General features: G+C 72.7%; 24 protein-coding genes and 1 tRNA gene. 12 read left to right on the forward strand and 13 right to left on the reverse strand.

Going from position 1 to position 20,683, the window contains the following annotated elements; all coding sequences use genetic code 11:
- The first annotated feature begins 29 nt into the window (after nucleotides 1-29).
- On the forward strand, nucleotides 30-893 hold the full coding sequence (locus tag CG747_RS31320; protein ID WP_100605226.1) for a MerR family transcriptional regulator: 864 nt from the start codon (nucleotides 30-32) through the stop codon (nucleotides 891-893).
- A gap of 54 nt (nucleotides 894-947) precedes the next feature.
- On the opposite strand, the gene CG747_RS31325 is transcribed toward CG747_RS31320, so the two are convergent.
- From CG747_RS31325 to CG747_RS31335, 3 genes are all read right to left on the reverse strand, one after another.
- Entirely contained in the window at nucleotides 948-1,751 is an 804-nt protein-coding gene (locus tag CG747_RS31325) for an exodeoxyribonuclease III (RefSeq protein WP_100605227.1), read from the reverse strand.
- 58 nt (nucleotides 1,752-1,809) lie between these two features.
- Nucleotides 1,810-3,006: a methyltransferase domain-containing protein gene (locus CG747_RS31330; RefSeq protein ID WP_100605228.1), complete on the reverse strand. Its 1,197-nt coding sequence runs from the start codon at nucleotides 3,004-3,006 to the stop codon at nucleotides 1,810-1,812.
- A 347-nt stretch (nucleotides 3,007-3,353) separates the two neighbouring features.
- Complete coding sequence (locus CG747_RS31335) at nucleotides 3,354-3,680, reverse strand: hypothetical protein (protein ID WP_100605229.1); 327 nt, start codon at nucleotides 3,678-3,680, stop codon at nucleotides 3,354-3,356.
- A 111-nt stretch (nucleotides 3,681-3,791) separates the two neighbouring features.
- On the opposite strand from CG747_RS31335, the gene CG747_RS31340 reads away from it, so the two are divergent.
- From CG747_RS31340 to CG747_RS31385, 9 genes are all read left to right on the forward strand, one after another.
- On the forward strand, nucleotides 3,792-4,628 hold the full coding sequence (locus CG747_RS31340; protein WP_100605230.1) for a helix-turn-helix transcriptional regulator: 837 nt from the start codon (nucleotides 3,792-3,794) through the stop codon (nucleotides 4,626-4,628).
- Nucleotides 4,625-4,822 carry a DUF397 domain-containing protein gene (locus CG747_RS31345; protein WP_100605231.1) on the forward strand — a complete coding sequence of 66 codons (198 nt, stop codon included), beginning with the start codon at nucleotides 4,625-4,627 and terminating at the stop codon, nucleotides 4,820-4,822. The genes CG747_RS31340 and CG747_RS31345 overlap by 4 nt, the downstream gene beginning before the upstream one ends.
- Before the next feature lie 114 nt (nucleotides 4,823-4,936).
- Nucleotides 4,937-5,134: a DUF397 domain-containing protein gene (locus tag CG747_RS31350; RefSeq protein WP_100605232.1), complete on the forward strand. Its 198-nt coding sequence runs from the start codon at nucleotides 4,937-4,939 to the stop codon at nucleotides 5,132-5,134.
- A 175-nt stretch (nucleotides 5,135-5,309) separates the two neighbouring features.
- A complete protein-coding gene (locus CG747_RS31360; protein WP_100605233.1) occupies nucleotides 5,310-5,507 on the forward strand; it encodes a DUF397 domain-containing protein in 198 nt (65 codons plus the stop codon).
- A gap of 62 nt (nucleotides 5,508-5,569) precedes the next feature.
- Complete coding sequence (locus CG747_RS31365; protein WP_100605234.1) at nucleotides 5,570-5,770, forward strand: DUF397 domain-containing protein; 201 nt, start codon at nucleotides 5,570-5,572, stop codon at nucleotides 5,768-5,770.
- Nucleotides 5,771-5,929: 159 nt separating this feature from the next.
- Nucleotides 5,930-6,415 (forward strand): GNAT family N-acetyltransferase, encoded by a 486-nt coding sequence (locus CG747_RS31370; RefSeq protein ID WP_100605235.1) that lies wholly within the window; start codon nucleotides 5,930-5,932, stop codon nucleotides 6,413-6,415.
- Nucleotides 6,416-6,528: 113 nt separating this feature from the next.
- Nucleotides 6,529-7,467, forward strand: a complete 939-nt coding sequence (locus CG747_RS31375; RefSeq protein ID WP_100605236.1) for an ABC transporter ATP-binding protein — start codon at nucleotides 6,529-6,531, stop codon at nucleotides 7,465-7,467.
- A complete protein-coding gene (locus CG747_RS31380) occupies nucleotides 7,464-8,447 on the forward strand; it encodes an ABC transporter permease (RefSeq protein WP_100605237.1) in 984 nt (327 codons plus the stop codon). The genes CG747_RS31375 and CG747_RS31380 overlap by 4 nt, the downstream gene beginning before the upstream one ends.
- 148 nt (nucleotides 8,448-8,595) lie before the next feature.
- Nucleotides 8,596-8,988 (forward strand): GntR family transcriptional regulator, encoded by a 393-nt coding sequence (locus tag CG747_RS31385; RefSeq protein ID WP_100605238.1) that lies wholly within the window; start codon nucleotides 8,596-8,598, stop codon nucleotides 8,986-8,988.
- Nucleotides 8,989-9,052: 64 nt separating this feature from the next.
- Here CG747_RS31385 and CG747_RS31390 read toward each other — a convergent pair whose 3' ends face one another.
- Together CG747_RS31390 and CG747_RS31395 are read right to left on the reverse strand one after the other, a co-directional pair.
- A complete protein-coding gene (locus tag CG747_RS31390; RefSeq protein ID WP_257980865.1) occupies nucleotides 9,053-10,483 on the reverse strand; it encodes an ATP-binding protein in 1,431 nt (476 codons plus the stop codon).
- A 97-nt stretch (nucleotides 10,484-10,580) separates the two neighbouring features.
- Nucleotides 10,581-11,063, reverse strand: coding sequence for a hypothetical protein (locus tag CG747_RS31395; protein ID WP_100605239.1), 483 nt, complete (start codon nucleotides 11,061-11,063; stop codon nucleotides 10,581-10,583).
- A 273-nt stretch (nucleotides 11,064-11,336) separates the two neighbouring features.
- Between CG747_RS31395 and CG747_RS31400 the strand changes: the two genes are divergently transcribed.
- The gene (locus tag CG747_RS31400) at nucleotides 11,337-12,152 is read left to right on the forward strand and encodes a MerR family transcriptional regulator (RefSeq protein ID WP_100605240.1); all 816 of its coding nucleotides are present in this window, start codon (nucleotides 11,337-11,339) and stop codon (nucleotides 12,150-12,152) included.
- A 13-nt stretch (nucleotides 12,153-12,165) separates the two neighbouring features.
- Nucleotides 12,166-13,437, forward strand: coding sequence for a glycosyltransferase (locus CG747_RS31405; protein WP_100605241.1), 1,272 nt, complete (start codon nucleotides 12,166-12,168; stop codon nucleotides 13,435-13,437).
- A gap of 49 nt (nucleotides 13,438-13,486) precedes the next feature.
- On the opposite strand, the gene CG747_RS31410 is transcribed toward CG747_RS31405, so the two are convergent.
- From CG747_RS31410 to moaC, 8 genes are all read right to left on the reverse strand, one after another.
- Nucleotides 13,487-15,634, reverse strand: a complete 2,148-nt coding sequence (locus CG747_RS31410) for a bifunctional polysaccharide deacetylase/glycosyltransferase family 2 protein (protein ID WP_257980866.1) — start codon at nucleotides 15,632-15,634, stop codon at nucleotides 13,487-13,489.
- 139 nt (nucleotides 15,635-15,773) lie between these two features.
- Nucleotides 15,774-16,172, reverse strand: a complete 399-nt coding sequence (locus CG747_RS47490; protein ID WP_146022173.1) for a hypothetical protein — start codon at nucleotides 16,170-16,172, stop codon at nucleotides 15,774-15,776.
- A gap of 348 nt (nucleotides 16,173-16,520) precedes the next feature.
- Nucleotides 16,521-17,372, reverse strand: coding sequence for a chitosanase (locus CG747_RS31420; RefSeq protein WP_100605244.1), 852 nt, complete (start codon nucleotides 17,370-17,372; stop codon nucleotides 16,521-16,523).
- Between the two features lie 275 nt (nucleotides 17,373-17,647).
- Nucleotides 17,648-17,720 (reverse strand) — tRNA-Ala (locus CG747_RS31425).
- Between the two features lie 76 nt (nucleotides 17,721-17,796).
- Entirely contained in the window at nucleotides 17,797-18,834 is a 1,038-nt protein-coding gene (locus CG747_RS31430) for a hypothetical protein (protein WP_100605245.1), read from the reverse strand.
- Between the two features lie 152 nt (nucleotides 18,835-18,986).
- A complete protein-coding gene (locus CG747_RS31435) occupies nucleotides 18,987-19,610 on the reverse strand; it encodes a GNAT family N-acetyltransferase (RefSeq protein ID WP_100605246.1) in 624 nt (207 codons plus the stop codon).
- A gap of 14 nt (nucleotides 19,611-19,624) precedes the next feature.
- The gene (locus CG747_RS31440) at nucleotides 19,625-20,125 is read right to left on the reverse strand and encodes a molybdenum cofactor biosynthesis protein B (RefSeq protein ID WP_100605247.1); all 501 of its coding nucleotides are present in this window, start codon (nucleotides 20,123-20,125) and stop codon (nucleotides 19,625-19,627) included.
- Nucleotides 20,122-20,604, reverse strand: a complete 483-nt coding sequence (gene moaC / locus CG747_RS31445; protein WP_100605248.1) for a cyclic pyranopterin monophosphate synthase MoaC — start codon at nucleotides 20,602-20,604, stop codon at nucleotides 20,122-20,124. Before moaC ends, CG747_RS31440 begins: the two co-directional genes overlap by 4 nt.
- Between the last annotated feature and the right edge of the window lie 79 nt (nucleotides 20,605-20,683).

Here is a 20,683-nt window from a genome sequence, read left to right on the forward strand (position 1 = left end):
CGCGGAGCCGGCCCGCATAGGCTGACCCCGTGGCAGACCAGGCGGCAGCGCAGACCCCCAGCAACGCGGAGTCCCGCGGAAACGCGGCGGACACCTCTCCCGCATCCTCCGAAAACCCCCCGAAGGAACGCGAGTTCCGCATGGCCGACCTGGCCCGGGAGGCCGGCATCACCGTCCGCACCCTGCGGTTCTACCGCGAGCGCAAGCTCATCCCGCCGCCCCGCCGGGAAGGCCGGATCGCCTGGTACAACGAGCACCACCTCGCCCGCCTGCGCACCATCGCCGCCCTCCTGGAGCGCGGGCACACCCTCGGCGGGATCGCCGAACTCCTCAGCGCCTTCGAGACCGGCCGGGACGTCGGCGAACTCCTCGGCCTCCCCAGCCCTCTGCTGACCCCCTGGTCCGAGGAGACCCCGGTCCGCCTCACCCCCGAGGAACTGGCCGACCACTTCAGCGGCGAGGTCACCCCGGCGAACCTCACCGCCTCGCTCGCCCTGGGCTACCTCGCCGTGGACGGCGACGAGTTCGTGCACATCAGCCGGCGCCTGCTGGACGTCTCCACCAGCCTCATCGCCCAGGGCGTCCCGCTGGCCGCCGTCCTGGAGGCCGGCGGCCGGGTCCGCGCGCACGCCGACGCCCTCGCCGACATCTTCACCACCCTCATCCGCACCCACCTCGTCCCCACGCTCCAGGACCTCCCCCAGGCCACCGAGAGCGTCGAGAACCTCCGCCCGCTCGCCAAGGGCGTCGTCGAGGCCGAGCTCTCGATGGCCATGGACCGCCGCATCCGCACGGAACTGGAGAACCTCCTCAACGGCGGGGCCGCCACCCCCCGGCCCCCCGGCCCCGAGCGGCCCGCGCACCACGAGCGACCGGCCCCCCAGGAGGACTGAACCCCCGGGAGGCCGGACCCCGCGGACGGGAACGCACGAGGCGGCGCCGGGCGGCTACGCCCCGTACACCACCGTCACCGGCGCATGGTCGCTCCACCGCTGGTCGTACGCCGCCGCCCGCTCCACGGACGCCTTGACGGCACGGGCCGCCAGACCCGGCGTGGACAGGTGGTAGTCGATCCGCCACCCGGCGTCGTTGTCGAAGGCGCGCCCGCGGTAGGACCACCACGAGTACGGGCCCTCGGTGTCCGGGTGCAGGGCCCGGACGACGTCCACGTAGCCGCCCCGGTCCGCGTCCAGCACCTCGGACAGCCAGGCCCGCTCCTCCGGCAGGAAGCCGGACTTCTTCTGGTTGGCCTTCCAGTTCTTGAGGTCGGCCTCCTGGTGGGCGATGTTCCAGTCGCCGCAGACGACCACCTCGCGGCCGTCCGCCTTCGCCCGCTCGCGCAGCCCGACGAGGTACGGCAGGAACTCCGCCATGAAGCGTTCCTTCTCGTCCTGCCGCTCGGTGCCGACCTCGCCGGACGGCAGGTAGAGGCTGGCCACCGTCACCCCGGGCAGATCGGCTTCCACGTACCGCCCGCTGTCGTCGAACTCCGCCGACCCGAAGCCCACCTGCACCCGCTCCGGCTCCCGCCGCGTGTAGAGCGAGACACCGGCCCGCCCCTTGGCGGCGGCCGGCGCGTGCACCACGTGCCAGCCGGCCGGCTCCCGCACCTCAGCCGGCAGCTGAGCGGTCTCGGCCCGCACCTCCTGGAGGCACAGCACATCGGCGTCGGTCCCGGCCAGCCACGGCACGAAGCCCTTCTTGGCCGCGGCCCGCAGCCCATTCACGTTCACAGAGGTCACGGTCAGCATCCCGGCACCCTACCCGGCACGTACGGCCTCCCCCGTGGCGATACCTCCGACCTGCCCCTCAGGGCCTGCTTGCGCCAGGTACCCGGAGCCGCCAGGCATTCCCCGGATGGTCCAGCCACGCCCGTTCGCCGTCGGCGTCGGCGGTCAGCCCGAAGCGGTCATGCTCGGGCCGGCCGCGTTCCGTCCACCACCGGTAAGCGGCCTCCGCCTCGTCCCAGAGCCGACGGTCGCCGTGCTGCCAGACCCGCGCGGCTCCGCCCTCGCGGAACTGCACGCAGGCCCAGGACCGGTCCCCCAGCCCGTACAGCCAGACCGGCCGGGCGCCCTCCCGCTTATCCGCGACCACTTGGAGGCAACGCGGTACGCGCAGCCCCAGAACGAAACGAAGCGCGCTGAACGGACCCCCGACGAACTCGTCCTCCGTGACGGCGGTGGAGGTCTCGTCGCCGTCGGCCACGCTGCCCGGTACGTATTCCCGGTGGGCGACCTGCGGCGGACGGTGCGCCCGGAGCTTCATGAACTCCACAGGGCCGGTGAACCGGCCGGACGCGCTCCTGCCGTCGTCGCTCACGACCAGCCGGGCCACCGCGTCACCGTTGCCGTAGTGGGTGCCCCAGGGGCTCACGACGAGACCGCCCGGCCGGACCTGCGTCACCCAGGCATACGGGATGGTCCGCAGGCCGCAGGTTGCGAGGACGCGATCGTACGGCGCCCCCGCGGGGTGGCCCTCGGCCCCGTCCCCGTGCACCACCTCGACCGGGGCGCCGAACCGCTCCAACGCCCCCCGCGCGGCGGTCGCCACGGCCCCGTCCACCTCCACCGAGACCACGTTCGCCGGCCCCACGCGGTGGGCCAGCAGACCCGCGTTCCAGCCGGTTCCGGTCCCGATCTCCAGGACCCGGTGCCCGCGGCGAACATCGAGGTCCCGGAGCATGCGGAACACCACCGACGGCATCGACGCCGAGCTGGTGGAGACCTGCCCGGGTTCGGTGCCCGTGTGGTCGCCGTCGTCCCACTGCGTCACGATCGGGCAGTCGGACTCCGCGTAAGCCCGCCAGGCTTCCGGATCGTCCGCCCGGGAGACGGGCACGCTCTTCCCGGCCCGCATGTCCCAAGGCCACATGAGGTCCGGCAGGAACGCCGCGCGCGGTACGGCGGCATAGGCGGGGGCCCAGTCGGAGGAGAGGGCACCGCCGGACATGAGGGCGCGCCCCAGCCCGGCATGGCTGGGGCGCTCCTGGTGTGTGTCGGCCATGTTCAGTCGGCCTTGGGCGGGTTGGGGACGCCGGGGCCGCCGTCGGGAGTCGGCGGCTGGTGGGGGCCGGGGTACGGCTCGCCGGGAAGCTTGTCGCCGCCGTCGGCACTGAGAGCCATGAACACGGGTTTCTCCTTCTGCTTGATATCCGGTTGATGTCCGGGACTGGATTTAGGCGGGCGGTCCGGGAGACCGGACGACGAGCGTCGCGCCGTGTTCGTCGCACCGATACACCGCGGGGGCCCACAAGGCCATGTCGTGCCCGCCGAACGGACAGCGCACCGGAAGGTCGTCGCCGGTCGTCGCCGGCCATGGCGCGGTCTCCCGCTGAGCTGCGAGCAGGCGCCCTAGTAGGCGCTGCACGGCCTGCCGCTTCCGTCAGTCCGCTTGCCCGCGTTCGGCCCCAGCGACCGCCTGGTCTGGTCCGCGTTCCTCACGCTCAGATCGTCCGGCCGCCCGTCGCCCGCCCGCGCCGCCCGCACGATGCGGGCCAGCCGAGCGGTCTGGCTGGGCGTGAGCAGCGGCGGGGCCACCCGGGACACCCTGACGCCCCCGTCCTCCGTCACGGACACCGTGCTGGGCGGGGCGTCGATCCCCACCGCTTTCAGCGCGGCATCGAGTTGCGCTCCTTCGTCAGCGCACGCCGAGTAGGGCGTACGGGCAGGACTGGCCATCGAGCCCTCCTTGCTCTCCGTAGCGGCTTCGCTACTGGGGAGGTTCAGAGTGGACCGCGCCTGGGGAGCATTCAACTTGTCACTACGGGACGGAAGGTCGTTGAACACCCCTTGAACAAGAACGAGTTGAACCCGGACGCCTCACCACAGGCGGCCTACGGAGCACATTTACGCAGCGCCCGAGAGTCGCGCGGCTGGACGCAAGATGACCTCGCTCAGCGCATGGACTATTCCAGCGTCCACGTTTCAGCCGTCGAAAACGGTCGGAAGCCTCCAACCCTCCGTTTCTCGCGTAGCGCAGACAGAGCCTTCGGCACCGAAGGCGCAAGGGACTCCTTCGAGCGCCAGTGCCGCGAGATCACACACGGTGGCTTGCTGGAAGGCTTCCCGGAGTACGTCAAATACGAGGGCCGGGCAGTAGAGATCCGCCTGTACAACATCGGGATCATCCCAGGCTTGTTGCAGACGCCTGAGTACGCCCGCGTGCTGGCAGAGAGCGCCATGCGGCGGGGTGCCATCACTCTCGAACAGGCAGAGGAGCGCGTCTCGTTCCTGGCAGACCGGCAAGCGGCACTGAGGCGACATCGGCCCCCCATGATGTTTGTGACCATGGATGAAAGCTGCATTCGTCGGCCCATCGGCGGGCCTCGGGTGATGAACGATCAGTTGGCGCACCTGGTTGAGTTCGCCGGGTTGCCCAACACACTGTTGCAGGTGGCTCCTTACGAGATAGGAGAGCGTCGGACCTTTGACCTGCCAGTCAACTTGCTGACACTGCCGGACCGCTCAGTGATCTGCTACGCCGAATCGCAAGCGCAGGGAAATCTCGACCGAGACAGCACCTCCGTGGTGCCTGTGCTGAACGCTTACCATCAGCTACAGGCCGAAGCTATGTCCCAGGCGGCATCGGTGGCCATGATCGAGCAGGTACGAAAGGGCTCCCCGTGACGACTTCTCCCCGCTGGTTCACGTCCTCCTACAGCAACAACGGCGGCGACTGCATCGAGGTCGCCACCAACCTCGCCGCCACCCGCGGCATGGTCCCCGTCCGCGACTCCAAGAACCCGGACGGCCCGCACCTGCACCTCACCCCACAGGCGTTCGCCGGCCTCGTCGCGCTGGCGAAGCAGACCGACGGCTGAGTCCACCGCACACGACGACGCCCCCGCCCGGAATCCCCTCTCCCGGTGGGGGCGCCTCACGTTTCCGCAGGCGGCATCTGTGGCCGTGATCAGCACATTACGAAAGGGCACCCCGTGACGACCGAAACCCCCTGCTGGGCCAAGAGCAGCTACAGCAGCAACGGCGGCAACTGCATCGAGTGGGCACCGGCGCACGCGGTGGCCACAGGTGATTTTCTCGTCCGTGACCGCAAGGTTCCGAACGGCCCCCATCTGAATCTGTCCGGCAATGCCTTCGCCGGACTGGTCGCCTTCGCCAAAGCGCACGGCTGACCACAGCCCCCTTCCCGCGTTTCCCGCTCGCGACTGTGGAGGCGACGACGCCCCCGCCAAGGCTCTTCCGACGGGGGCGCCCCGTCGCGTTTCGGGCCTACCCTCAGTTGCAGTCCGAAGCACGCTCGCAAGCAGCATCCATGGCCTTGGCCGATCAGCTTCGAAAGGGCACCCCGTGACCACAGACTCCCCCCGCTGGATCGCGTCCTCCTACAGCAACAACGGCGGCCAGTGCATCGAGTGGGTGCCGGAGCACGCAGCGGCCGCCGGTGAAGTCCTGGTCCGGGACAGCAAGACCCCCACCGGGCCGCACCTGACCCTCTCCGTCGACGCATGGGCGGAACTGGTCGACTTCGCCAAGTTCCAGAGCTGACCACGACCACTCCCCCAAGCGGCATCCGTGGCCTTGATCGATCAGCTTCGAAAGGGTTCCCCGTGACGACCGAATCCCCCCGCTGGTTCACGTCCTCCTACAGTGGCAACGGCGGCCAGTGCATCGAGGTCGCCACCAACCTCGTAGCCACCCGCGGCATGGTCCCCGTCCGCGACTCCAAGAACCCGGACGGCCCGCACCTGCACCTCACCCCACAGGCATTCGCCGACCTCGTGGCGCTGGCGAAGCAGACGCACAGCTGACACCACGGAACGCGACTACGCCCCCGCCAGGGACCTCCCGGCGGGGGCGCCTCGCGTTTCCCCAGGTCAGACGGGCTCCACCGCGCCCCCTCGCCCTGACCGGCCGCCCGGCCGAAGCGCCGCTTCCGCCTTCCCCCGCACTTCCGTACGCTTCCTGGAATGGAGATACGCCCCGTCCGCTACGACCACCCCGACGCGCTCCGGCTCGACGAAGAGGTCCAGCAGGAGTACGTCCGGCGGTACGGCGGCGACGGGGACGTGACCCCGCTGGCGCCGGAGATGTTCCTGCCGCCGCACGGCCTGTACCTGATCGCCTACGAGGACGGCCGGCCGCTGGCCACCGGCGGCTGGCGGGTCCAGGACGACACCGCCTCCGGGTACGCCGCCGGCGACGCGGAGATCAAGCGGATGTTCGTGGTGCCGACGGCCCGTGGCCGCGGTCTGGCCCGACTGATCCTGGCCGCGCTGGAGACCGACGCCCGGGCCGCGGGCCGCCTCCGCATGGTGTTGGAGACCGGCACCGAGCAGCCCGAAGCGCTCGCCCTGTACGCGTCCAGCGGCTACGCACTCGTGGCGAAGTTCGGCCACTACCGGACCTACGAATCGAGCCGCTGCATGGCGAAACCGCTGGTCGGGGACGCGTAGCCGCACCCTTCAGGAGGGGCCCGGCCGCCGCAGGGCCCCTTGCTCTTTGACATGTCCCCTGCCCCCTCCCCATACTCATTCCACTAATTAACTAGTTAAAGGGGGGATCCACCATGCACGACCCGAGCCCCTGGGCGATCGAGGCCGAGGACCTGGGGAAGCGGTACCGCCGGCGGTGGGCGCTCCAGGAGTGCTCCTTCCGGCTCCCGGCCGGGCGCGTCTGCGCCATGGTCGGCCCCAACGGCGCCGGCAAGAGCACCTTCCTGGGCATCGCGGCCCGCCTGATCGAGCCGTCCGTCGGCAGCCTGCGGCTGTGCGGCGTCCCGGTCGGCAACCCCGCCGTCATGAAGCGCGTCGCCTACCTCGCCCAGAACAAGCCCCTCTACCCGCGCTTCACGGTCGCCGAGACGCTCCGGCTCGGCCGCGAACTGAACCCGCGCTGGGACCAGGCGGTGGCCGAACGCATCGTCCGCTCCGGCGACGTACCGCTCAACGCCCGGGTCGGCACCCTCTCGGGCGGCCAGCGCACCCGCGTCGCCTTCGCCGTCGCCTTCGGCAAGCGCCCCGAGCTGCTGCTGCTCGACGAGCCGATGTCCGACCTGGACCCGCTGGCCCGCGACGAACTGTCCGGGCTCCTGATGTCCGAGGTCGCCGAGCACGGCACCACCGTCCTGATGTCCTCCCACATGCTGGGCGAGGTCGAGGAGATGTGCGACTACCTCCTCGTACTGGCCGGCGGCCGGCTGCGGATGTCCGGCCCGACCGACGCCCTGGTGCCCGCCCACATGCTGGTGACCGGGCGGGCCGTCGCCGACCGGGTGCCCGCGGAGCTGACCGAGCGGCACACCGTCGTCGAATCCCGCGTCAGCGGACGGCAGTTCAGCGCCCTGATACGGCCCGAGGGACCCCTCCCCACCCACTCCGGGGCCCCCGGGGACGCCCCCTGGGACGTCGTGCCGCCGAGCCTGGAGGAGATCCTGCTGGCCTGCATGCGCTCCCCCAAGGCACCCGCCCTGATCATGGACGAGGCCCGGAAGGAGACCGCGGCATGAGCACCGCCACCACCACCCACGAGGCGGGAACGGCCCCCGGTACCGCCTCCGGCACGCTGCGCGGCACCCTCTGGGTGGTCTGGCGCCGGCACCGCGCCGCACTGCTCACCGGCATCCTGGCCACCCTCGCCGCCTGCGCGCTCTTCTCGTACCAGCGGATCGGCCTGATGGACTTCCTCGGCGGCCAGGCCGCCGGCGCCGACGCCCTCGGGGACGAGTTCCGCAACCGGTTCGGCGGGGCGTTCGGCACCGACATCCAGTTCCTCCAGTTCGTGCCGCTGATCGTCGCCACCTTCCTCGGCGCCCCGCTGATCTCCTCCGAGCTGGAGCGCGGCACCCTCCAGCTGGTCACCACCCAGTCCGTGAGCCGCGGCCGCTGGCTCGCCACCACGCTCGCCCTCCCCCTGACGGTCGTGGCGGCCTGCACCACCCTGCTGTCGCTGGTCTTCCAGTGGCTCTGGTCGCCCGCCCACGAGCTGGTCGTCGGCGGCGACTGGCTCAGCAGCGGCCCGTTCGACGTCACCGGCCCGGTGCTGGTCGCCAAGACCCTGTTCCTCACCGCCTGCGGCGTCGCCCTCGGCAAGCTCATCAAGCGGATCATCCCGGCGATGCTGGCCACCGCGTTCACCGTGGGGGCGGTGAGCGTGATCTGGGGCAACAAGGTGCGCCCGAAGCTGGGCACGCTGCGCGACCTCACCTACCCCGTCAACGGCGAGGGCACCGGCGTGCCCCGCGGCGCGGTGCAGATGGACGACTGGGTGGCCACCGCCGACGGCCGGCTCTTCGGCTTCGGCACCTGCGTCGACGACGCCCACCCCGACGCCTGCCGGGCCGCCAAGGGCATCGTCAACCACGTCACCCAGTACTACGACTTCCACCAGATGCCCGGGATGCAGTGGCTCGGCGCGGGCATCCTGCTGGCGCTGACCGCGCTGGTGCTGGCGTTCGTGGTGTGGCGGGCCCTCCGGCGGCCGCTCTGAAACCGGACCGGCCGCGCCACGGGCGGCGCTTTGACACCCGCCGCGGGCGGCCCGATCATCAAGCGGTCGGCCGGCGCGGCCCCGGCGGCCGGACCGGCCGCACCCGCCGGACCGGCCCCGACGAGACGAACGCAGAGGCAGAGAGGCGGTGAGCGCCGTCGAATTCCGGATCGACCGCCGCAGCGGCGTCGCCACCTACCTCCAGATCGTCCAGCAGGTCCAGCAGGCACTGCGGCTGGGCGTCCTGGTGGAGGGCGACCGGCTGCCCACGGCCGCGCAGGTCGCCGCCACGACCAAGGTCAACCCGAACACCACGCTCAAGGCGTACCGCGAGCTGGAGCGCGAGGGCCTGGTCGAGCCGCGGCCCGGGCTCGGCACGTTCGTCAGCCGCACCCTGGCCCGCCCCGACTCGGCGGCCGACGCCGTCCTGCGCGAGGAACTGCGCGCCTGGATGGAACGGGCCCGCGCCGAGGGCCTGGACCGCGAGGACGTCCGGGCGCTGCTGAACGCCGTCCTGGAGGACCGCTTCCCGGAGCGGTGAGCGGCGGGCCGGGACGGGATGTGCGAGGGGCGGACGCCCGCCCCGCCTCACCGCCCGTCCCGCCTCACCGCCCGTCCGCGGCGCCGCCCGCTCCGACCCCTCCGGCCTCTCTGGCCTCTCCGGCCCGTGCCGCCCCGCCGTCCGCCCCGGACCCGCCGTCCCCGCCGTCCCGCTCCGGGCACAGCGCCCCCCGCAGGTCGACGGTGGCCTGCGCCCCGCCCGCGGGCGGATTGGCGAAGCACAGCCCGGCCCCGAGCACCCGGGCCTGCCCGGCGGCGATGGTCAGCCCGAGGCCCAGCCCCGGCCCGCCCCGGCCGCCGCTCGTCCGGAACCGCTGCGGGCCGTGCGCCAGCAGTGCCGCCGGGAAGCCCGGCCCGGCGTCGTGCACCCGTATCACCCCGCCGTCGACCTCGACGGTCACCGGTCCCGCGCCGTGCCGCCGGGCATTGCTGATCAGATTGACCAGGATCCGCTCGACCCGCCGCGGATCGGTCTCCACCAGCCCGTCCGCCAGCACCCGGACCCGTATCGCCCCGTCCACCGCCGCCGGGCCCCCAGGCGCCCGGTCCGCGCCGCACGCACCCCGCCCGGACGTCCCGGCCCCGGACCCGGCCGCGAATCCGGCCGCGAACCCGGCCCCGGACCCGCCGGCCTGGCCGACCGCCACGACCGCCCGCCGCACCAGCTCCCCCAGCGGCCGCACCTCCCGGTCCGCCTCCTCCGTACGGGCGTCCAGCCGGGCCACCTCCAGCACGTCCTCCATCAGCCCGTGCACCCGCTCGGCCCGCTCCCGCACCATCTCGGCGGGCCGGGACGGCGGCAGCAGCCCGGCCGCGGCGACCAGCCCGGCGACCGGGGTCCGCAGCTCGTGGGCGATGTTCGCGGTGACGTCGCGCTCCGCCCGCAGCCGCCCCGCCAGCGTCTCCGCCATGGTGTTCACCGCCGCGGTGAGCTGCGCGATCTCGTCGTTGCCGGTCCTCGGCAGCCGGGCGCCCAGATCGCCCTCGGCGATCCGCTGGGCGGTCGCCGCCGAGGCGGTCAGCCGCCGCCCGAGCCGGTGCGCGACCAGCAGCCCGACCACGCAGCCCAGCCCGGTACCGGCCGCCCCGGCCCCCCACAGCATCCGGTCCAGCGCCTCGACGGTCTGCTGCTCCCGGTCGTAGGAGCGCTTCAGCGCGACGACGTCCGGACCCAGCTTGGTGGCCGCCCACAGATACGGCGTACGGCCGCCCAGCTCCAGATAGACACCCCGCCGACCGCTCTCCACCAGCGCCTTCAGCGGGCCCGGCAGGTCCTCGGGGTTGATCAGCCCCCGCCCGGTGTCGATCCCGGCCGCCCGGTCCTGGACGGTGGTCTGCAACCGGTTGTCGAAGCCGTGCCCGGCCAGGTCGAGCTGGGCGTTGACGGTGTGGTGGTGGACGAGCACGCCGACGAGGACCGCGACCACCGCCGCGGTGGCGGAGATCGCGATACCGATCTTGGCGCGCAGCCCCATCCGTTCCCTCCTGTCGTTCCGCTCGTTCTCGAACCGTCCCGGCACGTGCGCCCGCCCGCCGCTCCGGGGACTCCCGGGGCGCCCGGCGCCGCACCCGCTATTCGACGTCGGGCAGGTGCAGGCTCACCCGCCCCAGCTCGGCGGCCTTCGCGCCGCGCAGCTCGGGCGCGACCACCCCGGCGCTGGAGTAGTACGCGAATCCCTGCTGCTGGAGCCCGCTCAGCGTGACCGTCACCCGGTACGGCGTACGGACGCACTCCGGCGCGCACCAGTCCCCGACCAGCCCGCCGCCGGCCACCGCGGTCGGACCGCCCCACGACTTCCAGCGCAGCCCGGTCAGCCGCGCGGAGTCGCCCAGCGGGAGGGCGTCCGGGCGTTCCAGTGGGCGCCCGGCGTCGCCCGCCGCGTAGACCGGCCCGCTCCGCGCCGACGGCGCCACCGCCGGTCCCTCGTCCCGCAGCAGCGGAGCCGGCCCGCCGCACCCCGCGAGCACCACGGAGAGCACCGCGGAAAGCAGCACCGCGAGCAGCACGGCCCCGGCAGCCACGGCGGTCCGGGGGGTGGTGGTCGCTGGTCTCACGGAATCCTTCGGGCAGCGGACGGGTGGGCAGGCGGGCCGCGCACCAGGGGCACCCTGCGTGCACAAGGCCGTACAGGATGCGCACACGAGAGCGAATACCTGTTTCCCGACAAATGTAACGGCGGTCGCTCCGATCCGACGTGCCCTCCCACATGCCGACACCGCCCGCCCTCCCCACCCTCCCCTTGACCCTCACCTCACGTCAGGCCACACCCTTGATCGACGACGCGCGGGACACCGTCCCCACCGCCCCGGCAAGCGAAAGGCACCCCCATGGGATACCCGGTAGGTCAGGTCTCCGCCTTCGCCGGGGTCACCGTCCGCACCCTGCACCACTACGACAAGACCGGCCTGCTCCGCCCCAGCGACCGCAGCCCCGCCGGCTACCGCCTCTACAGCGACGCCGACCTCGCCCGGCTCCAGCAGATCCTCTTCTACCGCGAGCTCGGCTTCCCGCTCGACGAGATCGCCGCGATCCTGGCCGACCCGCAGGCCAACGCCCTCGACCAGCTCCGCGCCCGGCACCGCCGCCTCACCGAGGAGATCAACCGGCTGCAGCGCCTGGTCGAGGTCGCCGAAGAGGCCATGGAGGTCCAGCAGACCGGCGTCCGCCTGACCCCGGAGGAACGCTTCGAGGTCTTCGGCGAGATCGCCTTCGACCTGACGTACGCCACCGAAGCCGACCGGAGACTGCGGCACAGCGACGGCTACCGGCGCTCGATGGCCCGAGCCGCCACCCACTCCAAGGACGACTGGGCGCAGATCATGGCCGAGGCGGCCGACTGGCGGACCCGCCTGACCGCCGCCTACGACGCCGGCGAACCGGCCGACGGCGAGCGCGCCATGGACCTCGCGGAGGAGCACCGCCGGCACGTCACCCGGTGGTTCACCCCCTGCCCCACCGACATGCACGGCCGGATCGCCGACGACTTCGCCACCGATCCCCGCGCCTTCGCGCTGCTCGTCCCGCCCACCGAGCAACGCCCGGGCCTCGCCCCGTACCTCCGCACCGCCATCCACGCCAACGCGGTCCGCCAGTCGCCCCCGGCACCCACCGCCGGCCCCACGACCGGCCCCGCCCCCTCCTGATCCGAGGCCGCCCATGAACATCCTCCTCACCGCCGCCGGCTCCTACGGCGACGTCGCCCCGTACACCGGCCTCGGCGCCCGCCTCCGGGCCGCCGGCCACGAGGTCGCCCTCGCCACCCACGACGGCTTCGCCCCCCTGGTCCGCGCCGCCGGCCTCGGCTTCCGCAGCCTGCCCGCCGACCCCCGCGCCACCGGCCGCACGGACCCGGACGCCCCCGGCACCCCCACCACCCGCCGCGACCTGATGCGCCGCGCGGCCGCCTTCATCGAACAGCTCGGCACCGGACTGGCCGACGTCGTCACCCCGGGCACCGAACTGCTGGTGCTGTCCACCACCACCGCCCCGCTCGGCTGGCACGTCGCCGAGGCCCTGGACATCCCGTCCGTCGGCGCCTACCTCCAGCCCACCGCCCCCACCCGCGCCTTCCCACCGGTCGTCAGCGGCGGCCGCTCACTGGGCGGTTGGGGCAACCGCGCCGCCGGCCGCCTCTCGCTCCGCGTCGTCGACCGCCTCCACGCCGGCGCCACCCGCGCCCTGCGCACCCGCCTGGGCCTGCCGCCCGCCACCCCCGGTACGGTCCGCCGCCGCGTCGAGGCCGCCAACTGGCCGGTCCTGCACGGCTTCAGCGAACTCCTCGTACCGCGCCCCGCGGACTGGCGCCCCGGCCTCGACGTCACCGGCTACTGGTGGCCCCACCACGCCCCCGACGCCCAACTCCCGCCCGCCCTCGAAGACTTCCTCACCGCCGGCCCGCCCCCGGTCTCCGTCGGCTTCGGCAGCATGGCCGCCGAGGACGCCGAACGCCTCAACTCGCTCGCCGTCCGGGCCCTCCGCCGCGCCGGCACCCGCGGCCTCCTCCTCTCCGGCAACGCCGGCCTGACCACCGCCGACTCCCCCTCCGACGACATCCTCACCGTCCCCACCCCGGTCCCGCACGCCCTGCTCTTCCCCCGCGTCGCCGCCGCCGTCCACCACTGCGGCGCCGGCACCTCCGCCGCCGCCCTGCGCGCCGGCATCCCGTCCGTCCCCGTCCCGTTCACCGCGGACCAGCCCTTCTGGGCCGCCCGCCTGGCCGCCCTGGGCGCCGCCACCCCCGCCCTGCCCGTCACCACCCTCACCAAGACCCTCTCCCCCGACGAAGCCGTCACCCGCCTCGCCGCCGCCCTCACCGAGGCCACCACCACCCCGCCCCTGCGCACCCGCGCCGAGGCCGCCGCCCGCCACCTCGCCACCGAAGACGGCCCCGGCACCGCCCTCGACGCCCTCACCCGCCTCGCCGCCTGACCCCGCACCGGCAGGGCCCCGGGAATGCGCCGGGACCGTGGCCCCGCCGTCAGCCCCGCGCGCCCGCCGCCGGTGACAGCGGCGGTTCCTGGTGGGAGCCGTAGCGCTCCATGCGCTGCCAGCGCAGGCGGCTGCCGGACAGGGCCGTGGCCACCGACTGGACGACCACGAGGTACATCAACTGGCGGTAGACGAACTGCTGGAACGGCAGGCTCCACAGCGGTCCGAGCCGTTCGCCGTCGAGGCGGAACGCATAGGCCCCGGTGACGACCTGGATGAGCAGGAACGAGCACCACAGCAGCAGTACGTGGACGGGGTCGAGGAAGAGCAGCCCGTACACGCTCAGCACGTCGACCAAGGGTGCGAACAACGGCAGCAGCACCTGGAAGAGCAGCAGGAACAGCAGCCCGCGACGGCCGAACGTGCCGGCTGCGCCGAGCTGGCGGACGGCGCCGCGGTGCTTCCACATCGCCTGCAGCGTCCCGTAGCACCAGCGGTAGCGCTGCCGCCACAGGGCGCCGAGGGAAGCGGGAGCCTCGGTCCAGGCGATGGCCTTCTCCTCGTAGACCACGCGCCAGCCGTCACGCCAGATCGCCATGGTGAGGTCGGTGTCCTCGGCGAGCGTCGCCTCGGAGACGCCGCCGACGCGCACCAGCGCGGTCCGGCGCCAGGCACCGATCGCGCCCGGCACCGTGGGCATGCACCGGGCCAGGTCGAAGAGCCGCCGGTCCAGGTTGAAGCCGACGACGTACTCGATGTGCTGCCAACGGCCCAGCAGGCCGCCCCGGTTGACGACCTTGGCGTTGCCGGAGACCGCTCCGATCCGCGGGTCGGAGAACGGCTGCACCAGATGGCGGACCGCGTCCGGCTCGAAGACCGTGTCACCGTCCATCATCACCACGATCTCGTGCGAAGCGGCGGCGATCCCCGTGTTGAGCGCGGCGGGCTTGCCCGCGTTCCGCTGGCGGATCACCCGTACCCCCGGCAGGCCGAGTGCCTCGACGAGGTCGGCGGTGCCGTCGGTGGAGCCGTCGTCCACGACGATGATCTCGACCGGGTGGTCGGATGCGATCAGGGACCGGACGGTCGCCTCGATACCGGCCGACTCGTTGTAGGCCGGCACGATCACCGACACCGGTTCGGTGACCGGCGCTCCCCACGCCTCCCTGGCCTCCCGCCGATGCCTGGCCGCGGCGATCATGGAGATCACCGCGCGCAGGATGCCCAGCAGTCCGGCGACGAGCAGCAGTATGCCAAGTGCGTCGAGACCCCAGACCGCCCCCTTGAGCAGCCACAGCAGCCCGACGCCGAGCAGGTGCTCGCCGGTGGAGGACGGGAGGTTGGCGTCGGCGAGGTGGAATGCCTGGCTGACCGTCTGGAAGCGGTAGCCGCGCGCCTTCAGGCGCGGGATCAGGGTGTCCAGCGCGGCCACGGTCTGTGCGCGGTCACCGCCGGCGTCGTGGAAGAGGACCACCTGGCCGGTGGACCCGGGCGGGGTGGCGTTGCGGACGACGCTCCGCACGCCCGGCTTCTGCCAGTCCTCGCTGTCCTGGGTGACGAGCACGGACAGGTAGCCCTGCTTGCCGAGCTGCCGCATCGTGGCCCAGTCGGCGTTGCCCACCGCGTCGGCGCTGGACGAGTACGGCGGGCGGAAGAGGTTGCTGGTGATACCCGCGGCGCCGGCCACCGCGAGCTGGTCCTCCCGCATCTCCATCGTGCGCTGCCAGCCGGGCAGGCTGGGCAGATAGGGATGGGTGAAGCTGTGCAGGCCGAGTTCGTCGTGGTCCTTCGCCATCCGCGCGACCAGCTCGGGGTGTGTGGCCACGCCGGTGCCGACGAGGAAGAAGGTCGCCGGCACGTGGTGCCGTTCCAGCGTCGCCAGGACCTTGGGGGTCCAGGTCGGGTCCGGACCGTCGTCGAAGGTGAGCACCACGGTGCGCGCCGGCGGGGTGAGCGAGACCGGTGCGGATCCGCTTGCCGAGATCACCGGACCGCCGTTCTCGACCGAGCGCGGCACCTGGTCGACAGGCCCCTGCGGAGGATTCCCGCCATCGTCCTGGAAGCCGAACATGTGCTGCGTGTAGCCCTCGATGAGCAGCATGAGGGTGAGGGTCAGCACCATGGTCACCAGTAGCACCCAGTGGGTGCGCACCGGCGTTTCGCGGGCGGTACGGCCCCGCTGTGGAGAAGTGGTCACATCGGTGATTTCTGGATGAGTGACGAGTTCGGGAACCGACCGGCTCGCCGGGAAGGGCCGCGCGGCACTGCAAGGAGTCGGTGGGGCACCGCGGGTGCGGCCCAGGGGTCCGAGGGTTCCTGACGGTTCGTCAGGCGAGTCAGAGCGTGCCGTGGGTGGGCAGGATGGAGGGCGTCGCGGTCGGGGTCCGCTTCGGGTGCGGGGACGGCTTGGGGCTCGGGGACGGCTTGGGGCTCTCGGACCGCTTCGGACTCGGGGACGGTTTCGCGGTCGGGGACGGTTTCGCCGCCGAGGGCGCCTTCGCCCTGGCGGACACACCGGCGACGACCTTCGACACCGTCGTCGCCCGGCCCGGGCTCCGATGCCGCCGGCCGGTGGCTGCGGCCGTCGGGGATGTCCGAGGCCGGGGCGTCTCGTGCGCGGCGACGACGCCCGCACCCGGCTTCGGCCGCAGGGGGTGCGGCAGCAGCGCCGGCAGCGTCGGGCCGCCCAGGAGGGTGCTGGTGAGCAGGGCGACGTAGGCCACCGCCGGAGTCACCAACAGGGCCACCAGGATGCGCAGCCGCCGACGGCGGCCTCCCGACGCGTCGACGAAGATGGGTTTGGGAGTGGGGCGCCGTACCGGCCTGCCACTCAGACGCAGCGTGTCACCGGTGGACTCGGCCGGGGGTCCGGCCTCAGTAGGCCCCTGAAAGGGAACATCGGGAGACGTGGACGCGTCAGGCATCACTCCGTCCCCGGCGGGCGCCTGGCCCTCCGGAATGGTCTGCACAAGATCCGGACACTAATGGCTGAGAATGTGCGGGCGGTACAGGAGTCGTTAAGCCCGCGAAAAAAGCCAGCAAAGCCGATGGCCGGGCCGACGCGGCGGGCGGCGCGGAGTGTGTCAGTCCTGCGGCCTGCTGATGGTCACCGCGAAGTCGGCGCCCACGGTCAGCGGAGCCTTCAGATCCCACTCGCCGCGGTCCGCAAGCTCCTGCAGGGCCTGCGACCGGTCGACCGCCTGCGGCCAGTCGTTCTGGCGGCCGGGAGTACAGGGGTGCTTCAGGTGCTCCTGGCGAACGGTGTTGAACCGGGCCAGCCACCTCGCCTCGTCCACCCCGGAGGCCGGGTTGCCCCCGAGCACCTTGTCGGTCTCATGGGCGATCTTCACCATGCCGTCGCAGTCGTCGGAACCCTGGCCCATCATCAGGGCGGTGTCGAAGAGGTTCTCCCGACCCAGCTCGCTCTTCACCCCCTCCTGAGCGCTCAGCTTCATGGCCGGGGTGAGGTACGTGTCGTGCCCCACCTGGATCTGCACCCTCCGGAAGACCGGGTCCTGGGCGGCCTTCTTCCAGTCGCGCACGAACGCCCCGCCCAGCGCGCCGGTGTCCTCGCTTCCCGAGTCGGCCAGCCGCTGAAGGACGGTGGTGTACTTCGCCAGCACGTTGCGGGGTGCGGCGGCGTCGTACGCCTTGACCAGCCCGAGCATGTCCCCGCTCTGGCTGCAGAACCCGATCCACCCCGCCGTGTAGCCACAGCCGTCGTGCAGATCGGCGATGTAGGCGTACTGCGGAACGGTGGCACCGTTCTCGAACACCGCGGTGATGTCATCCATCATCAGGACCGCCGCCGCGGGCGTCGCCGGAGCACCGGCCGTACCGCCGCCCTTGTCGGCCGCACCGGAAGCGCAGCCGCCCACGGCGAGCACCGCACCGAGGACGACGAGCAGGGTGCGACGAATTCTGGTCAACTCCACGAACCGCTCCGGCCTGTTCCTTGCTGACTGCGCCGGCCCACTGAAGCGCTCCCGCCCACGGCGAAACCGCGAACAGCAGGTTCGATCAACCACCGCTCGATCAACCACCGCTGGCTTCTTCTTGCCCCGGGTCTTGCCGGAGACCTTAGTGCGCCGGGTATTTGCCGGTCAGGGTCGGTGGCCACGGACGCCGACCGGTCACTGCACTTCACTGCCGGCTGCACCAAACGAAAGAACCCCTCCCGGATCTCTCCGGAAGGGGCTCTGTCGTGCGGTGGACCTGAGGGGACTCGAACCCCTGACCCCCTCGTTGCGAACGAGGTGCGCTACCAGCTGCGCCACAGGCCCTTGCGACGAGTGAAACTCTAGCATCTCGTTCGCCGTGCTCGGAAATCGCTTCCGGTGCTGGTCAGTGGGGTGGGCCTCACTCGTTCGCCGCTCGCGGGCGGTCCCCGTCCTCGTACTGGTCGAAGAGGGGGGTGCGGCCGCGGGCGCGGCGGCCCGGGTTGGTGGGGCGGTCCTGCGAGGCACCGGGCCGCGGGCGCTCGGGGACGGAACTGGAGCGGGCGGAGCTCCAGGCGTCGTCGGCGTCCAGGTCGACGTGGCTGGTGGCGCGCGGGGCGACCGGGGCGGTGACGTAGGTGGGCAGCGGGACCGGGACGGGCTCCCAGCTGCCGGCGGCCGGGCGGGGGCGCTCGCGCTGCTGGTCGACCCACTCGGCGTGGTCGGTCTCCTCGACGAGCGCGCGGGCGCCGGTGGCGTGCGGGGACGGCGCCGGGCGGGACGGCTCGGGGGCGGCCTCGATGACGTCAGCGCGGACGTCGGGCCGGTGGTCGTCGGCGGGCGGCTGGTCGGCCGCCTGGTGAGGGCGGGGTCGGCCCTCCCGCAGTCGTCGTGCTGCCGCCTCCGCCTTTTGCTGGTCCATGGTGAAGGTGAAGCGGCGGCGCTCCTGGGCGCGGAGATAGACGATGTAGGCGGTGAGCAGCACGGCGGGGAGCGCCGGGGCCCAGAGGAAGGGCAGGCCGCCCACGGCCGCGGCGATGGCGCCCGCGGTGAAGGTGAGGAACAGGATGGTGATGGTGCGCCGGCGGCGGGCCAGGACCTTCGCGCGCTTGGTGCGTTCGGCGAGGGTGGGGCGCGGCGGGGCGGCCTGGGCGCGGGTGGGGATGTCGTCGGGGAGCGACGGGGACGGTGCGGGGTCGCCGAAGGACCGGGCGCCTGCCGGGTCGTCCGTGGCGTCCGGTTCCTGTTCCTCGTCCGCATCGCCGGCGGCGGGCGCCCCGTGCTCCTTGTCGTAGCGGCGCTGCATGGCCGCGCGTCCGGACAGGAGCCGGATGGCCGTGCTGAAGCGCTCGGTAGGACGGGCCTCGTTGAGCTCGTCCTGTCTACGGAGCCACATCGGCACCAAATAGGCGGCCCAGGCCCCGACGATGACTGCGTAGATGAGGCCGCTGCTTCTCACAACTCACACGGTAGAGGGGTTTCCGTGGGGCCATCCGCCAATTGGGCCGGTGTGTCGCACGATCTGGCTGATATCTCGAACTTTTTTTGTGATTGTTGCGATGAAGTTGTGGTGAATGCGGCATCAGCGGCGGATTGATTCGAACAGGTTTTTTATTTGTGGGATGCGTCGGGGCGGCCGGGTGTGCCGGGCTGCCGGCTCCGCCAGCGGGTGAGGAGTCCCTCCGGCACTTCCTCGGCGGTCAGCGCGAAAACCGCGTGGTCGCGCCAGGCGCCGTCGATGTGGAGGTAGCGCGGGCGGAGGCCTTCCTCGCGGAAGCCGAGTTTCTCCACCACGCGTCGGCTGGGGATGTTTTCCGGCCGAATGCAGACCTCGATGCGGTGCAGTCCGACGGTGCGGAAACAGTGGTCGACGGCGAGCGCCACCGCGGTCGGCATGACACCGCGGCCGGCGACTTCCCGGTCGACCCAGTAACCGATATGGCCCGAGCACATCGAGCCCCAGGTGATACCCGCGACGGTGAGTTGCCCGACCAGTCGGCCGCGGTATTCGACGACGAACGGCAGCATCCGGCCGGCGTGCGCCTCGGCCCGCAGATGGCGGACCATCTGCCGGAAGGTGGGGCGGTGCGGCACCGGGACGCCCGGAGGGGGCGGCGGGACGGTCGCCTCCCAGGGGCGCAGCCAGTCGCGGTTGCGGCGGTTGACCTCGCGCCAGGGGCGTTGGTCGCGCAGCCTTATGGGGCGGAGGGAGATCTCTCCGTCCGTCAGGACCACCGGCCAGGGCGTGTTCAGCTGGGGCTCCCGGAGGTTCTGGGGTGGTCGCCGCCGTGGATCTGGTCGACGGCGTGCGGGAGGAGGTCGGCGAGGACGGCCAGGCCGTCGCGCACTCCACCGGTCGAGCCGGGGAGGTTGACGATCAGGGTGCGGTCGGCGACGCCCGCCAGGCCGCGGGAGAGGGCGGCGGTGGGCACCTTGGCGCGGCCGGCGGCGCGGATCGCCTCGGGGATGCCGGGGACCTCGTAGTCGAGGACCCGGCGGGTGGCCTCGGGGGTGCGGTCGGTGGGCGAGATGCCGGTGCCGCCGGTGGTCAGCACCACGGCGTAGCCGGCGGCGACGGCCGCGCGCAGGGCGGCCTCCACGGGGTCGCCGTCGGGGACCACCCGGGGGCCGTCGACCGCGAAGCCCATGGCGGTCAGGCCCTCGGCGAGCAGCGGGCCGCCCTTGTCCTCGTAGACGCCGGCGGCGGCGCGGTTGGAGGCGGTGACGACCAGGGCGCGGGCGGGGCTCACGGCCGCCGCCAGTCGCCGGACTTGCCGCCGGTCTTCTCCTCGACGCGGATGTCGGAGATCACCGCGGCCTTGTCGACCGCCTTGACCATGTCGACGACGGTGAGCGCGGCGACCGAGACCGCGGTCAGCGCCTCCATCTCGACGCCGGTGCGGTCGGTGGTCCTGACCGTGGCGGTGATCTCGACGGCGTCGTCGGCGACCGCGAGGTCCACGGTGACGCCGGAGACCGCCAGCGGGTGGCACAGGGGGATCAGGTCGGGGGTCCGCTTGGCGCCCAGGATGCCGGCGATGCGGGCGGTGGCCAGGGCGTCGCCCTTCGGGACGCCCTCGCCGCGCAGCAGCTCGACGACGCGCGGCGCCACCAGGACGCGGCCGCTGGCACGGGCGGTGCGGGCGGTGACGTCCTTCTCCGAGACGTCGACCATGCGGGCCGCACCGGCCTCGTCGATGTGGGTGAGGTGTTGCTGGCCGCTGCTCATCGTTCTCCCGGTCCGTACTGCCGCTTGTGGGACGACACCGTACCTCCGGGCCCCGGAGGGCACGCGCTACGGGCCGCCC

Source organism: Streptomyces sp. CB02959, assembly GCF_002803155.1.
Lineage (GTDB): Bacteria > Actinomycetota > Actinomycetes > Streptomycetales > Streptomycetaceae > Streptomyces.

Bases quoted from the DNA above. Each gene is read 5' to 3' on its own strand.
- moaC (WP_100605248.1), bottom strand. From the start codon at position 20,604: ATGAGCAGCGGCCAGCAACACCTCACCCACATCGACGAGGCCGGTGCG.
- CG747_RS31335 (WP_100605229.1), bottom strand. From the start codon at position 3,680: ATGGCCAGTCCTGCCCGTACGCCCTACTCGGCGTGCGCTGACGAAGGA.
- CG747_RS31375 (WP_100605236.1), top strand. From the start codon at position 6,529: ATGCACGACCCGAGCCCCTGGGCGATCGAGGCCGAGGACCTGGGGAAG.
- CG747_RS31405 (WP_100605241.1), top strand. From the start codon at position 12,166: ATGAACATCCTCCTCACCGCCGCCGGCTCCTACGGCGACGTCGCCCCG.
- CG747_RS31325 (WP_100605227.1), bottom strand. From the start codon at position 1,751: ATGCTGACCGTGACCTCTGTGAACGTGAATGGGCTGCGGGCCGCGGCC.
- CG747_RS31370 (WP_100605235.1), top strand. From the start codon at position 5,930: ATGGAGATACGCCCCGTCCGCTACGACCACCCCGACGCGCTCCGGCTC.
- CG747_RS31330 (WP_100605228.1), bottom strand. From the start codon at position 3,006: ATGGCCGACACACACCAGGAGCGCCCCAGCCATGCCGGGCTGGGGCGC.
- CG747_RS31390 (WP_257980865.1), bottom strand. From the start codon at position 10,483: ATGGGGCTGCGCGCCAAGATCGGTATCGCGATCTCCGCCACCGCGGCG.
- CG747_RS31380 (WP_100605237.1), top strand. From the start codon at position 7,464: ATGAGCACCGCCACCACCACCCACGAGGCGGGAACGGCCCCCGGTACC.
- CG747_RS31400 (WP_100605240.1), top strand. From the start codon at position 11,337: ATGGGATACCCGGTAGGTCAGGTCTCCGCCTTCGCCGGGGTCACCGTC.